12 protein-coding genes are annotated in these 13,052 nt (G+C 68.8%); 7 read left to right on the top strand and 5 right to left on the bottom strand.

The window, feature by feature from the left end:
• The first annotated feature begins 109 nt into the window (after positions 1 to 109).
• Positions 110 to 934, top strand: a complete 825-nt coding sequence (locus tag IQ292_RS02045) for a shikimate 5-dehydrogenase (RefSeq protein WP_203308633.1) — start codon at positions 110 to 112, stop codon at positions 932 to 934.
• A gap of 80 nt (positions 935 to 1,014) precedes the next feature.
• Positions 1,015 to 1,803 (top strand): hypothetical protein, encoded by a 789-nt coding sequence (locus IQ292_RS02040; RefSeq protein ID WP_203308632.1) that lies wholly within the window; start codon positions 1,015 to 1,017, stop codon positions 1,801 to 1,803.
• A gap of 12 nt (positions 1,804 to 1,815) precedes the next feature.
• Here IQ292_RS02040 and IQ292_RS02035 read toward each other — a convergent pair whose 3' ends face one another.
• Entirely contained in the window at positions 1,816 to 2,706 is an 891-nt protein-coding gene (locus tag IQ292_RS02035) for a prephenate dehydratase (RefSeq protein WP_203308860.1), read from the bottom strand.
• A gap of 116 nt (positions 2,707 to 2,822) precedes the next feature.
• Between IQ292_RS02035 and IQ292_RS02030 the strand changes: the two genes are divergently transcribed.
• Positions 2,823 to 3,527, top strand: coding sequence for a c-type cytochrome (locus IQ292_RS02030; protein WP_203308631.1), 705 nt, complete (start codon positions 2,823 to 2,825; stop codon positions 3,525 to 3,527).
• 226 nt (positions 3,528 to 3,753) lie between these two features.
• Here the strand turns inward: IQ292_RS02030 and IQ292_RS02025 are convergent, their stop codons facing one another.
• Both IQ292_RS02025 and IQ292_RS02020 read right to left on the bottom strand, forming a co-directional pair.
• Positions 3,754 to 4,629: an LOG family protein gene (locus IQ292_RS02025; protein ID WP_203308630.1), complete on the bottom strand. Its 876-nt coding sequence runs from the start codon at positions 4,627 to 4,629 to the stop codon at positions 3,754 to 3,756.
• A 32-nt stretch (positions 4,630 to 4,661) separates the two neighbouring features.
• Positions 4,662 to 5,306, bottom strand: coding sequence for an extensin family protein (locus tag IQ292_RS02020; protein WP_203308629.1), 645 nt, complete (start codon positions 5,304 to 5,306; stop codon positions 4,662 to 4,664).
• A gap of 405 nt (positions 5,307 to 5,711) precedes the next feature.
• On the opposite strand from IQ292_RS02020, the gene IQ292_RS02015 reads away from it, so the two are divergent.
• The 4 genes from IQ292_RS02015 (at position 5,712) to IQ292_RS02000 (ending at position 11,317) form a co-directional block, all read left to right on the top strand.
• Complete coding sequence (locus IQ292_RS02015; protein WP_203308628.1) at positions 5,712 to 6,866, top strand: phosphoserine transaminase; 1,155 nt, start codon at positions 5,712 to 5,714, stop codon at positions 6,864 to 6,866.
• Positions 6,867 to 7,019: 153 nt separating this feature from the next.
• A complete protein-coding gene (serA, locus tag IQ292_RS02010; RefSeq protein WP_203308627.1) occupies positions 7,020 to 8,597 on the top strand; it encodes a phosphoglycerate dehydrogenase in 1,578 nt (525 codons plus the stop codon).
• Between the two features lie 151 nt (positions 8,598 to 8,748).
• A complete protein-coding gene (locus IQ292_RS02005; protein ID WP_203308626.1) occupies positions 8,749 to 9,852 on the top strand; it encodes an ATP phosphoribosyltransferase regulatory subunit in 1,104 nt (367 codons plus the stop codon).
• A gap of 175 nt (positions 9,853 to 10,027) precedes the next feature.
• Entirely contained in the window at positions 10,028 to 11,317 is a 1,290-nt protein-coding gene (locus IQ292_RS02000; protein ID WP_203308625.1) for an adenylosuccinate synthase, read from the top strand.
• 70 nt (positions 11,318 to 11,387) lie between these two features.
• On the opposite strand, the gene IQ292_RS01995 is transcribed toward IQ292_RS02000, so the two are convergent.
• Positions 11,388 to 11,825, bottom strand: coding sequence for a hypothetical protein (locus IQ292_RS01995; protein ID WP_203308624.1), 438 nt, complete (start codon positions 11,823 to 11,825; stop codon positions 11,388 to 11,390).
• 58 nt (positions 11,826 to 11,883) lie between these two features.
• Complete coding sequence (gene aroC, locus IQ292_RS01990; protein ID WP_203308623.1) at positions 11,884 to 12,954, bottom strand: chorismate synthase; 1,071 nt, start codon at positions 12,952 to 12,954, stop codon at positions 11,884 to 11,886.
• Positions 12,955 to 13,052: the final 98 nt, after the last annotated feature.

Below are 13,052 nucleotides of genomic sequence, written 5' to 3'. Positions count from 1 at the left end.
CCGAAAGGTGACCATGCGGTGGCACAGGCCGGCGGAGACTTCCACCGTCTGATCCTGCGGCCGCGGCGCCCCCTCGCCATGGCCGGCGTGCATGTGGCAAGGAACGGCGATGACCACCAAGCCTCCGATCGGTCGCGACACGCGACTGTGCATGTCGCTCGCCGCCCGTCCCGGCAACTTCGGATCGCGCTTCCACAACCGGCTCTACGAGCTGACCGGCCTCGACTACGTCTACAAGGCGTTCTCGACGCGGGATCTGGCGGCGGCGGTCGGCGGAATCCGGGCGCTCGGCATTCGAGGCTCGGCGATCTCCATGCCCTTCAAGGAAGCGGTGATCCCGTTGCTCGACGCCCTCGCCCCGACCGCGGCGGCGATCGACAGCGTCAACACGATCGTCAACGACGACGGTCTATTGACCGGGCATAACACGGACTATGGCGCCGTGCGGACGCTGCTCGACGCGGCGGCTGTCGATCCGGCGATGCCGTTCGTGCTGCGCGGGTCGGGTGGGATGGCAAAGGCGGTCGCCGCGGCGCTGCGCGACCGCGGCCATCGCCACGGCACGATCGTCGCGCGCAATGCCGACGCGGGTGGCGCGCTCGCGGCGCTCTACGGCTTCGCCTGGAAGGCGGACCTTGGCGACCTGTCCGCGCCGCTGCTGATCAACGTGACGCCGATCGGCATGACGGGCGACGCCGCGGAGATGCTCGCCTTTCCGATGGCGGCGATCGATGCGGCAACGGTTGCGTTCGACGTCGTCGCATTGCCACCGGAGACGCCCTTCCTGCGCGCGGCCCGGGGTGCGGGCAAACGCTGCATCACGGGCACCGCTGTCGCGACGCTTCAGGCGCTCGACCAGTTCGTGCTCTACACCGGCGTCCGCCCGACGGATGCGCAGATAGTGGAAGCGGAGGCGTTCGCGCGGGCCGGATAGAAATATGGCGGACACATGCGACGAACGCCCGAACCGGACGATTGCCCGCCGGGCCCGCACGCTTTAATGCCAGCCGCCGCATGTACGCGGCGTCCTATCGATCACCACCGGACCGCCGCCGCAGGGCGATCAGCCTCGCGCTGACGATCGCCGCGCACATCCTGATCGCGCTGCTACTGCTCCTGCTGCCCAATTCGCCGCTGACGCGCATGGGGCCGAGTTCCGCGCTGACGACGTTCGACGTTTCCGATTCCGGCAGCCCCTCGCCCAGCAAGGCGCAGGCGAAGAAACAGGCGGCCGCCGCGCCGCGCGGGGGCGCCCCGGAGGTTCGGCCCGAGCCCACGCCGCCGCAGGACCAGCCGGTCCCGCCGCCCCCGCCCGAGGTGGTGCAGAACAACATGCTGATCATGGATCGCGCGTCGTTCGCGGCGACCGACGTCGGCAAGATCAAGGGCAGGAAGAGCGCGCGCGCGCTCGCCGCGGCGGGTGATGCGAACGGCGATAGTGGCGATGCGGGGGGTGGCAACGACACGCCGGGCGCGGGCATGGGGCCGGGCGGGCAGCGCCTCTACGCTGCCGACTGGTACGTGCGTCCGCCGCGGACGGCGCTGAACCCCTATATGCCCCAGCACGACGTCCCTGCCGGTTCCTGGGGCGAGATCGCCTGCAGAACCGCGCCCAACTACCGCGTCGAGGATTGCGTCCAGATCGCCGATTCGCGCCCCGGCCTGGGCGTGTCCCGCGCGATGAGGGAAGCTGCGTGGCAGTTTCGCGTCATGCCGCCGCGCATCAACGGCAAGCAGCAGATCGGGACCTGGGTGCGAATCCACTATGACATCGTCGACAAGGGCGGCGACGGGGGCGACTGACGGAGCGCGTCCTCAGCCCCGCTCGCGCGCACGGCGATAGGTGCCCAGCACGCGGACCCATTTGGAATGGAAGCCCAGTTCGTCCAACGCGCGATCGACCGCGGCATCCCCGGGCTTTCCCTCGATATCCGCGTAGAATTCGGTCGCGGCGAAGCTTCCCCCCCGCTGGTAGCTTTCGAGCTTGGTCATGTTGACGCCGTTGGTCGCGAAACCGCCCATCGCCTTGTACAGCGCGGCGGGAACGTTCTTCACCTCGAAGATGAGCGTTGTCATCCATGGGCCTTCGCCGGCCGCCGGCTTGCCGCCGCGCGCCAGCACGACGAAGCGCGTCGTATTGTGGTCGGCATCGGCGATGTCGACGGCCAGCAGGTCCAGTCCATAGATCGCCGCCGCCCCGGGCGGGGCAAGCGCCGCCACCGATGGTTCGGCGAGCTCGGCGACATGAGCGGCTGCCCCGGCAGTGTCCGGATAGGGAACCTGCCGGATGCCATGCGCCTTCAGCCAGTGGCGGCACTGGCCCAGCGCCTGGGGATGGCTCATCGCCTCGCGCACGCCGTCGCGCGGACCGATGCCGATCAGCGCATGGCGGATCGGCAGGAAGTGCTCGCCGGTTATGACGAGGCCGGATTCGGGTAGCAGGAAGTGGATGTCGGCGACGCGACCGTGCAGCGAATTCTCGATGGGAATGACCGCGCAGTCCGCCCGGCCTTCGCGCACCGCGTCGATCGCATCGTCGAAGGCGAAGCAGGGGAGGGGAAGGCCGTCCGGAAAGGCCTCCAGCGCGGCGACGTGGCTGTTCGCCCCCGGCGCGCCCTGGAAGGCGACCGCGCGGTCCGGCTCGGCGGCGGCGGCGGCGGTCATTGCGGCGACGATCGGGCGGGCGGGTGCGGCATAGCTTTGCATGATCGGTGCGCGCGTACGGCGCCCGCCCGCCCCCTGCAAGCGCGCGCTTGCGGGCACGCACGGGCTTTCCTATGGGTTGGCCCAAGAGGCGAGGATAAGAGGGGCAAGGCCGGCTGATGGATAACCGCACCAATACGATTGCCGGCTGGGCGCTGGCGGCCTGCGGCGTTGCGCTCGGCCTGTCGATCGCCGGCGGCATGGTCTTCCATGGCGGCCGTCCGGAAAAGATGGGTTACGCGATCGAGGGCGTCGAGGAAGCCGGCGGCGGCGGCGAGGCCGCGGCGGTTCCGATCGCGACGCTGCTGCCCACCGCAGATCCCGCGAAGGGCGCGGAGGTGTTCAAGAAGTGCGCGGCCTGCCACACGATCAATCAGGGCGGTGCGAACGGGATCGGCCCCAACCTCTATGGCACGCTGGGCGAGCCGATCGGTCAGGGCAAGGGCGGGTTCGCCTTCTCCGACGCGCTCAAGGGCGTCGGCGGCAATTGGGACTTCGACAAGATGAACGCGTGGCTCACCAGCCCGCGCAAGTTCGCGCCCGGTACCAAGATGACCTTCGCGGGCCTCGGCAACGCCCAGGATCGCGCGAACGTCATCGCCTATATCAATAGCCAGGGCTCGAACCTGCCGCTGCCCGCCGCGCCTGCCGCCGGTGCGGCGCCCGCCGGCAAGCCGGACGCCAAGCCGGCGACCAATGCCGCGAAGGATTCGATCACCAATACGGATGCCGCGAACAATCTCGGCAATACCGGCACCCCGGCGTCGGGTGCCCCCTCGGTCGATCCGAATGCGGCCAAGGAGGGCGCGAAGGCCGGCAAGTAAGCCGCGTGACCCTCCCCCTCGTCCGGGGAGGTGTGTTGCCGTCATCGGCTCTCAAGGAAAGTCGATGGCATGATCCGCGCAGGGGGCCTTGCCCATTGCGCCACGCTGATGTGCGATCCGGCAGGGCCGGAACGGGCCGGCGCTACTGCCACGCATATGGACCAGGCACTGGCCGATCCCCCGTAACGTCTCTCCCCTCTTCCGCCCTGGAAGAGGGGAGGAAGGCTCAGCCTTCCTTGCGCGCCTGTTCCTCGTAGAATTCGCGCACCACGTCCCAGGCCTCCTCGGCCGTTTCGACGTAGGTGAAAATCCCGAGATCGCGCTGACTGACGACGCCTTCGTCAACGAGCGCCTGGAAGTTCACGACCTTGTCCCAGAATTCGCGACCGAAGAGCAGGACGGGAATGGGCTTGATCTTGCCCGTCTGGATCAGCGTGAGCAGCTCGAACAGTTCGTCGAACGTTCCGAACCCTCCCGGAAACGCTGCCAGGGCCCGGGCGCGCAGGAGGAAGTGCATCTTGCGCAGGGCGAAATAATGGAACTGGAAGCTTAGCGAGGGCGTGACATAGGGATTGGGCGCCTGTTCGTGCGGCAGGACGATGTTGAGCCCGATCGATTCCGCGCCGACGTCGGTCGCGCCGCGGTTCGCGGCTTCCATGATCGAGGGGCCGCCGCCCGAGCAGACGACGAACTGGCGCATGCCGTTCTGGTCGCGCGGAACGCGGCTGGCGATCTGCGCCAGCTCGCGCGCGACCTCGTAATAGCGGCTCTTGGCGACCAGCTTCTCGGCGATCGCGCGGGCGGTATCGTCGCTCGCCATGTCGAGCAGCGCCTTGGCCTTCGCCGGCTCGGGAATGCGCGCCGAGCCGTACATGACGAAGGTCGACGCGATCTTCGCCTCTTCCAGCAGCAATTCGGGCTTCAGCAGCTCGAGCTGGAAACGGACGGGGCGCAGATCCTCGCGGAGCAGGAAGTCCATGTCCTGAAAGGCGAGTTTGTAGGCGGGATGCTCGGTCTGCGGCGTGGAAATCGCCGCCTTGGCGCTTTCTGCGTCCTGCTTGGCATGCGGGAAGACGCGCGCGGGTACTCGTGTATCGGTCATTTTCGCCGGGTTAGAGCAAAGCCGACAGGCGCTCAACGGCAGAAATGCGCGTCATCGTCCTCCAGGTGCAGGTGATTGCGATGCGCCGCATTATAGGCGGGCGACAGCACGGTGCCGAAGCGCCGGCAGGCGGAGCGGTGGATCGTCGACAGGAACGACTGGACCTGCGGGTCGGGCGAGGTCCAGTCGTTCAGGATGCTGATCCGCCGCCCGTCCTTCAGCGTCACGCCGCCGACGTCGACCGCATTGGCGATGGCGTGGCCCGAGCGGCGGTCGCCTGACCCCGCCGTACCGACGACGTTGCGGCATACGTAGCTGCCCATGCCCTGGACGCTGGCGAGCTCGCTGCCGAGGATCTGATAGGCGGCGGGGCCGACGGCATTGCGCACCCAGGCGGAAAAGGCGCGCGCTTCGCCGCACCGCATCGCGGTGACGCCGGTGACGGGTACGCCGATCTCGACCAGCTGCACCGCCCCGGACAGGCCGCAGCCATTGCCGAAATCGCGATCGGGCAGGACCCTGTAGGCGACATGGTCCGCACGCAGGTCGGCCAGACACTGCGCGGTGGCGCGAGGCGAGGCGAGGGCGATCGATGATCGCTGCGGTGCGGCGCGTTCGCGGCTGCCGCAACCGGCAAGAAGGACGAGCAGCACCGAGCAGGCAAGGAGGCGACGCATCTCCACTTCCTATCGCGCGGATCGGCCGGCGGAAGACGGCGGCCGCCCGAAAGCGGCTTTGCGTGACGACCCGCGCGGAAACGGCGGTGGACCGACGGATGGGGGCCGATTGGTGTCGGACCGATCCGCCGGAGAGACGACCCGAAAGCCGTTCACCGTCAGGGCTGGGCGGACGCGGGTATCGGGCACGATGTTACCGTGACGGCCGGCCCAAGGACTGTCCACGTCGTTCGCGCAGTCAGGAAAGTCCGTGGTGTCGCCCGGCTCCGATCGAAAATTGTGCAGCGGCCCACAGAGGCGATCGATCCGAACTTTCCCGCTTGCCACGTCACGTCCGTATCCCTAGGGCCGTCGACGGGCCACGCGGTCCCAACGCCGCGCGTGCTCTCTGTGAGGAGAGTCTACATGACTGATACGACGCTCGCCGACGCTACCATTGCGCCCGCGAAACCCGCCGCCAAGCCGGCGCGCCCCCAATTCTCGTCCGGCCCCTGCGCCAAGCCACCCGGCTACGATCCCGCCAAGCTCGCGACCGCCGTCCTCGGCCGCTCTCACCGCTCGAAGCTCGGCAAGCAGCGCCTGCAATATTGCATCGACCTGATGCGCGAGCTGCTCGGCCTGCCCGACACGCATCGCATCGGCATCGTCCCTGGCTCCGACACCGGCGCCTTCGAAATGGCGATGTGGACGATGCTCGGCGCCCGCCCGGTTACCGCGCTCGCCTGGGAAAGCTTCGGCGAAGGTTGGGTGACCGATGCGGTCAAGCAGCTGAAGATCGACCCCAAGGTGATCCGTGCCGACTACGGCCAGCTACCCGACCTCACGCAGGTCGACTGGGCGACCGACGTGCTGTTCACCTGGAACGGCACCACCAGCGGCGTGCGCGTGCCGAACGGCGACTGGATCGCCGAGAACCGCGAGGGGCTGAGCTTCGCCGACGCGACCAGCGGCGTCTTCGCCTATGACCTGCCCTGGGACAAGATCGACGTCGCGACCTTCAGCTGGCAGAAGGTGCTGGGCGGCGAGGGCGCGCATGGCGTACTGATCCTCGGCCCGCGCGCCGTCGAACGGCTCGAGAGCTACACGCCCGCCTGGCCGCTGCCCAAGGTGTTCCGCCTGGTGTCGAAGGGCAAGCTGACCGAGGGCATCTTCAAGGGCGAGACGATCAACACGCCGTCGATGCTTGCCGTCGAGGATGCGATCTTCAGCCTCGAATGGGCGAAGTCGCTGGGACAGGGGGGGCTGATCGCGCGGTCCGACGCGAACGCCGCCGCGCTCGACCGGATCGTCGAGGCGCGCGACTGGCTCGGTCACCTCGCGGAGGACCCGGCGTCGCGGTCGAGGACCAGCGTCTGCCTGACGGTCGACGCGGACGAGGCCGTCATCAAGAAAATGGTCTCGCTGCTCGAGGCGGAGGACGCCGCCTATGACATCGGCGGCTATCGCGACGCACCGCCGGGCCTGCGCATCTGGTGCGGCGCCACGGTCGACACGGCGGATATCGAAGCGCTCGGGCCGTGGCTCGACTGGGCCTACGCCACCGCCAAGGCGGCGGCCTAACTTTCTCCCGACCCCCATCGTCATCCCGGCGAAAGCCGGGACCCACGGACGCGATACGGCTGCGACTTCAAGCGTTCCGTATTCATGGGCCCCGGCTTTCGCCGGGGTGACGAGCGGAGGGCCGCGATCCCGTCTTTCCAGAAAGGCCATTTCATGCCCAAAGTCCTCATCAGCGATAAAATGGATCCCAAGGCCGCGCAGATCTTTCGCGAGCGCGGCGTCGAGGTCGACGAGATCACCGGCAAGACGCCGGACGAATTGAAGGCCATCATCGGCCAGTATGACGGGCTCGCCATCCGGTCGTCGACCAAGGTGACCAGGGATATTCTGGACCATGCGACCAATCTGAAGGTCGTCGGGCGCGCCGGCATCGGTGTCGACAATGTCGATATCCCCGCCGCATCAGCGAAGGGCGTCGTCGTGATGAACACGCCGTTCGGCAATTCGATCACCACCGCCGAACATGCAATCGCGCTGATGTTCGCCCTCGCACGCCAGCTGCCGGAGGCGGACGCCTCGACCCAGGCGGGCAAGTGGGAAAAGAACCGCTTCATGGGGGTCGAGCTGACCGCCAAGACGCTCGGCCTCATCGGTGCGGGCAATATCGGCTCGATCGTCGCCGACCGTGCGCGGGGGCTGAAGATGAAGGTCGTCGCCTTCGACCCGTTCCTGACGCCCGAGCGCGCGGTGGAGATGGGCGTCGAGAAGGTGACGCTGGACGACCTGCTCGCCCGTGCCGACTTCATTACCCTGCACACGCCGCTGACCGACCAGACGCGCAACATCCTGTCGGCGGAGAATCTGGCGAAGACGAAGAAGGGCGTGCGCATCATCAACTGCGCGCGCGGCGGCCTGATCGACGAGGCGGCGTTGAAGGAAGGGCTCGACAGCGGCCATATCGCCGGCGCCGCGCTCGACGTGTTCGTCGAGGAGCCGGCCAAGGCCTCGCCGCTGTTCGGCACGCCCAATTTCGTCTCGACGCCGCACCTCGGCGCCTCGACGACCGAAGCCCAGGTCAACGTCGCCATCCAGGTCGCCGAGCAGATGGCGGACTATCTGGTATCGGGCGGCGTGACCAACGCGCTGAACGTACCGAGCCTGTCGGCGGAGGAAGCGCCGAAGCTGAAGCCCTATATGGCACTGGCCGAGAAGCTCGGCAGCCTCGTCGGCCAGCTGACCACGGGCGCGATCGCACGCATCTCGATCCATACCGAGGGCGCGGCGGCGGAACTCAACCCCAAGCCGATCACCAGCGCGGTCTTGGCGGGCTTCCTGCGCAATCAGACCGACACGGTGAACATGGTCAACGCACCCTTCCTGGCGAAGGATCGCGGCATGGAGGTGCGCGAGGTGCGTACCGAGCGCGAGGGCGATTACCACACGCTGCTGCGCGTGTCGGTGAAGACGGCGGACGGCGAGCGTTCCGTCGCGGGCACGTTGTTCGGCGACCAGGCAGCGCGTCTCGTCGAGCTGTTCGGGATCAAGGTCGAGGCCGATCTGGCCGGCCAGATGCTCTATGTCGTCAACGAGGACGCGCCGGGCTTCATCGGCCGGCTCGGCACGACGCTGGGCGAGGCTGGGGTCAACATCGGCACCTTCCACCTCGGCCGCCGCTCGGCGGGTGGCGAGGCGGTGCTGCTGCTCTCGGTCGACGAGCCGGTCAGCGGGGACCTGCTCGCCCGCGTCAAGGCGCTGCCGGGCGTGAAGACGGCGATGGGGCTGTCCTTCTAAACCGCCGGACCTGTCCCGATCCCCGCCGTCCGGGCGTCTCTTCCTTCTCCCGCCGGGAGCGGGAAGAGACGGCGATGCCGGCCAATAGGGTGAGGGGCAGCGCCGGAACCGCCAGTGGCGCGGCGCGCGCAAGCGGGCTATCGGGCGAGCCATGATGACGACCGGCCTGCTTCCCGAAGGATTCCACGACCGCCTGCCGCCGCACGCCGATGCCGCCGCCGCGGTCGAGGCACGCGTGCTGGAGGCGGCGCGTCTGCACGGCTATGAGCGGGTCGATCCGCCCCTCGCGGAACATGCCGATGGCCTGTCCTCGCGGCTGAAGGATGGCGCCCTGACGGACGCGGTGCGCTTCGTCGATCCGGTGTCGCAGCGCACGCTGGCGATCCGTCCCGACATGACCGCGCAGATCGCTCGGATCGCCGCGACCCGCATGGGCCATCATCCGCGTCCGGTACGCCTGTCCTATGCCGGTCCCGTCCTCAGATTGCGCGCGGACCAGCTCGCACCGGCGCGCGAATGGCGTCAGATCGGCTGCGAACTCATCGGCCGCGATTCGGTCGCGGCGGCGGCGGAAGTCGTCGGGGTCGCGGTCGAGTCGCTGAGCGCGGCCGGTGCGAGCGGCCTGTCGATCGATTTCACATTGCCCGATCTGGTGGCGACGCTCGCCGCCGGCCCCCTGCCGGTGGCAGCGGACCAGATCGAGCCGCTGCGCAGCGCGCTCGACGCCAAGGACGCCGGTGCGGTCGCGACGCTGGCCCCCGCCTATCTGCCGCTGGTCGAGGCGGCGGGGCCGTTCGACGCCGCGGTCGCGCGGCTGCGCGCGTTCGACGCGAAGGGCGTCCTGGCGAGCCGTCTCGATGCGCTGTCGGCGATCGCCGTATCCTTGGGAGACCGCGTGGCGCTGACCCTGGACCCGACCGAGCGACATGGCTTCGAATATCAGTCGTGGCTCGGCTTCTCGCTGTTCGTCGCCGGCGCGAGTCGGGAGGTCGGGCGCGGCGGCACCTATATGATCGTGGGGGCGGAGGGCGAGGAACCCGCGACGGGCTTTTCGCTCTATGCCGATGCGATCGTCGCGACCGCCGGTGCGGTCGAGCGTCGCCGGCTGTTCCTGCCGCTCGGCACGCCGGTGGCCGACGGTGCGGCGATGCGCGCCGCCGGCTGGGTCACGGTGGCGGCGCTGGAAGCGGACGATACGCCGCAGGCGCAATTGTGCACCCACCTATGGAAGGACGGCGTGGCACAGCCGGTCTGAGACCGATCGGCGAGCGTCCCTGGCGCCGACCGGGCGGAACCGGCAATAACGTACCTCCACGGTTGACCCCGCGGGCGCGCGCCGCTAACCGCCCGCCCGCACTTGATGGAAATCCCGCCGCGCCGAGTCCTGTCGAAGGGCGCGCCGGGTCTGGCCGGCAGGTGGAGACCTGTACATGGCGAACGTCGCGGTGATCGGCGCCCAATGGGGCGACGAGGGCAAGGGCAAGATCGTCGACTGGCTGGCGGAGCGCGCCGACATCGTCGTGCGATTCCAGGGCGGGCACAATGCCGGCCACACGCTCGTCGTCGGCGAGAATGTCTACAAGCTGTCGCTGCTGCCGTCGGGCATCGTGCGCGGCACGCCCTCGGTGATCGGCAATGGCGTGGTGCTCGATCCCTGGGCGCTCAAGGCGGAGATCGAGCGGCTTGCCGATCAGGGCGTCGTCGCGACCCCCGATACGCTGCGGATCGCCGACAGTTGCGCACTGATCCTGCCGCTGCACCGCGATCTCGACGGCTTGCGCGAGGATGCGAGCGGCGCGGGCAAGATCGGCACGACGCGCCGCGGTATCGGCCCGGCCTATGAGGACAAGGTCGGCCGCCGTGCGATCCGCGTCTGCGACCTTGCGCATCTCAACGACCTCGGGCCGCAGCTCGACCGGCTGCTCGCGCATCACGATGCCCTGCGCGCGGGGTTCGGCGCCGTGCCGATCGATCGCGAGGGACTGATCGCGGAGCTAAGCGACATCGCGGGCTTCGTCCTGCCCTTCGCCAAGCCCGTGTGGCGCGATCTCAACGAGGCGAAGGGACGCGGCAAGCGGATCCTGTTCGAGGGCGCGCAGGGCGTGCTGCTGGACGTCGACCACGGCACCTATCCGTTCGTCACGTCCTCCAACACGATCGCTGGCACGGCGGCGGGCGGGTCGGGGCTGGGGCCGGCGGCCGTCGGTTTCGTACTGGGCATCGCCAAGGCCTACACCACGCGTGTCGGCTCCGGTCCCTTCCCGACCGAGCTGCACGACGAGACGGGCGAACGACTGGGCGTGCGCGGCCACGAGTTCGGCACGGTGACGGGACGCAAGCGCCGCTGCGGCTGGATCGACACGGTGCTGCTGCGCCAGTCGGCGGCGGTCGGCGGGATCACCGGGATCGCGCTGACCAAGATCGACGTGCTGGATGGCTTCGACACGGTGAAGATCTGCACCGGCTATCGGCTGAACGGCGAGACGATCGACTATTTCCCCGCCCATGCCGCCGATCAGGCGGCGGTCGAGCCGGTGTACGAGGAAATGGAAGGCTGGCAGCAGTCCACCGCCGGCGCGCGCAGCTGGGCGGACCTGCCGGCGCAGGCGATCAAGTACATCCGGCGCGTCGAGGAACTGATCCGCTGCCCCGTCGCGCTGGTGTCGACCAGCCCGGAACGCGAGGACACGATCCTGGTCCGCGATCCGTTCGCCGACTGATCCGGACACGCGAAAAGGCCGGCTGACATGACGTCAGCCGGCCCTTCGCTAGCCTCGTAAGGCGAGGCCGTTATTGCGGCGTCGGCGTGCCGGTGGTCGTGCCGGCGGTGCCGCCCATCGTGCCGGTGGTCGAAGTGCCGCCCATCGTGCCGGTCGTGCCGCCACCCATCGTGCCGGTGGTCGTGCCCGTGCCGGTGCCGGTCGTGCCGCCCATCGTATCGGTGGTGCCGGTCGTGCCGCCCATGCTGCCCGTGGTCGACGTGCCCGTCGAATTGTCGACGCCCGTCGTGCTGCCGTTGGTTCCGGCGCGGCTGCTCCGTCCACGCTTGTTCATCTTGCCGCGCGACTGCGTCGACATGCTGCCCGACGTGGTCGTCTGGTCGGTCGGCGACGTGGTGGTCTGGCCGCTCATCGAGCCCGTCGTAGAACCGCCGGTGGTGGTGGTCTGCGCGAACGCGGCTGGGCTGATCAGCATGGCAGCTGCCATGATCGGAAGGACCTTACGCATTGTTCTCTCCTGCAAAAATCTGTCCGCCCTCAACGGGTCGGGTGCAGGAGCGTTCCCTTTATCCGCCGCATTGACCCCGGTGAAGCAACGCCTGATCGGCTAAAACGAGCGCGACCATCGCCTCCACGACGGGGACGCCGCGGATGCCCACACATGGATCATGACGCCCCTTGGTCAGGATTTCGGCGGACGCGCCGGACCGGTCGACGGTCTCGACCGGGATCAGGATGGAGCTGGTCGGCTTGAACGCGACGCGCAGCCGGATCGGCTGGCCCGTCGCGATGCCACCCGCGATGCCACCGGCATGATTGGCCAGGAACGTCGGGCCGGATGGGCCCGGGCGCATCGGATCGGCATTCTGCTCGCCCCGCAGCGCGGCCGCGGCAAAGCCGTCGCCGATCTCCACGCCCTTGACCGCATTGATCCCCATGCAAGCATGCGCCAGTTCCGCGTCGAGCTTGGCATAGAGCGGCGCGCCCCAGCCGGCGGGGACGCCCGTCGCCTCGCACGCCACGACCGCGCCCAGCGACGATCCGTCCTTGCGCGCGGCATCCACCATCGCTTCCCACCGTGCCGCGGCGGCAGGATCCGGGCAGAAGAACGGGTTGTCGTCGATCGCGGCATCGTCGAACGCGCCATAATCGATCGGATCGCCGCCGATCGCCTCCACCCAGGCACGGATGCGGACCCCCGGCACGACCAGCCGCGCGACCGCGCCGGCAGCGACGCGGCTCGCCGTCTCGCGCGCGGAGGAGCGTCCGCCACCACGATAATCGCGATAGCCGTACTTGGCGTCATAGGCATAGTCGGCGTGGCCGGGACGATAGGCCTTGGCGACATCCGAATAGTCCTTCGACCGTTGGTCGACGTTCTCGATCATCAGGCTGATCGGCGTACCGGTGGTGCGCCCTTCGAAGACTCCGGACAGGATGCGGACCTGATCGGGTTCGCGCCGCTGGGTCGTGAAGCGACTGGTCCCCGGCCGCCGCTTGTCGAGCCAGGGCTGGATATCGGCCGCGTCGAGCGCGATTCCCGGCGGGCAGCCGTCGACCACCGCCCCGATCGCCGGGCCGTGGCTCTCGCCCCAGGTGGTGAAGCGGAACAGATGACCGAAGCTGTTGACGCTCATGCGCGCGCCCTCGTGCGCGGGGCCAGGATAGCGGGAACGACGCGGTGGTGGGGGCGGGCGGGCATGCGGCCAGCCATGGCAGATCGTCGCGCGATATC

It is taken from the genome of Sphingomonas beigongshangi, assembly GCF_016820445.1.
GTDB lineage: Bacteria > Pseudomonadota > Alphaproteobacteria > Sphingomonadales > Sphingomonadaceae > Sphingomonas > Sphingomonas beigongshangi.
This window is presented reverse-complemented; position numbering and strand designations above follow the sequence as displayed.

Bases quoted from the DNA above. Each gene is read 5' to 3' on its own strand.
- IQ292_RS02045 (WP_203308633.1), top strand. From the start codon at position 110: ATGACCACCAAGCCTCCGATCGGTCGCGACACGCGACTGTGCATGTCG.
- IQ292_RS02040 (WP_203308632.1), top strand. From the start codon at position 1,015: ATGTACGCGGCGTCCTATCGATCACCACCGGACCGCCGCCGCAGGGCG.
- IQ292_RS02035 (WP_203308860.1), bottom strand. From the start codon at position 2,706: ATGCAAAGCTATGCCGCACCCGCCCGCCCGATCGTCGCCGCAATGACC.
- IQ292_RS02030 (WP_203308631.1), top strand. From the start codon at position 2,823: ATGGATAACCGCACCAATACGATTGCCGGCTGGGCGCTGGCGGCCTGC.
- IQ292_RS02025 (WP_203308630.1), bottom strand. From the start codon at position 4,629: ATGACCGATACACGAGTACCCGCGCGCGTCTTCCCGCATGCCAAGCAG.
- IQ292_RS02020 (WP_203308629.1), bottom strand. From the start codon at position 5,306: ATGCGTCGCCTCCTTGCCTGCTCGGTGCTGCTCGTCCTTCTTGCCGGT.
- IQ292_RS02015 (WP_203308628.1), top strand. From the start codon at position 5,712: ATGACTGATACGACGCTCGCCGACGCTACCATTGCGCCCGCGAAACCC.
- serA (WP_203308627.1), top strand. From the start codon at position 7,020: ATGCCCAAAGTCCTCATCAGCGATAAAATGGATCCCAAGGCCGCGCAG.
- IQ292_RS02005 (WP_203308626.1), top strand. From the start codon at position 8,749: ATGATGACGACCGGCCTGCTTCCCGAAGGATTCCACGACCGCCTGCCG.
- IQ292_RS02000 (WP_203308625.1), top strand. From the start codon at position 10,028: ATGGCGAACGTCGCGGTGATCGGCGCCCAATGGGGCGACGAGGGCAAG.
- IQ292_RS01995 (WP_203308624.1), bottom strand. From the start codon at position 11,825: ATGCGTAAGGTCCTTCCGATCATGGCAGCTGCCATGCTGATCAGCCCA.
- aroC (WP_203308623.1), bottom strand. From the start codon at position 12,954: ATGAGCGTCAACAGCTTCGGTCATCTGTTCCGCTTCACCACCTGGGGC.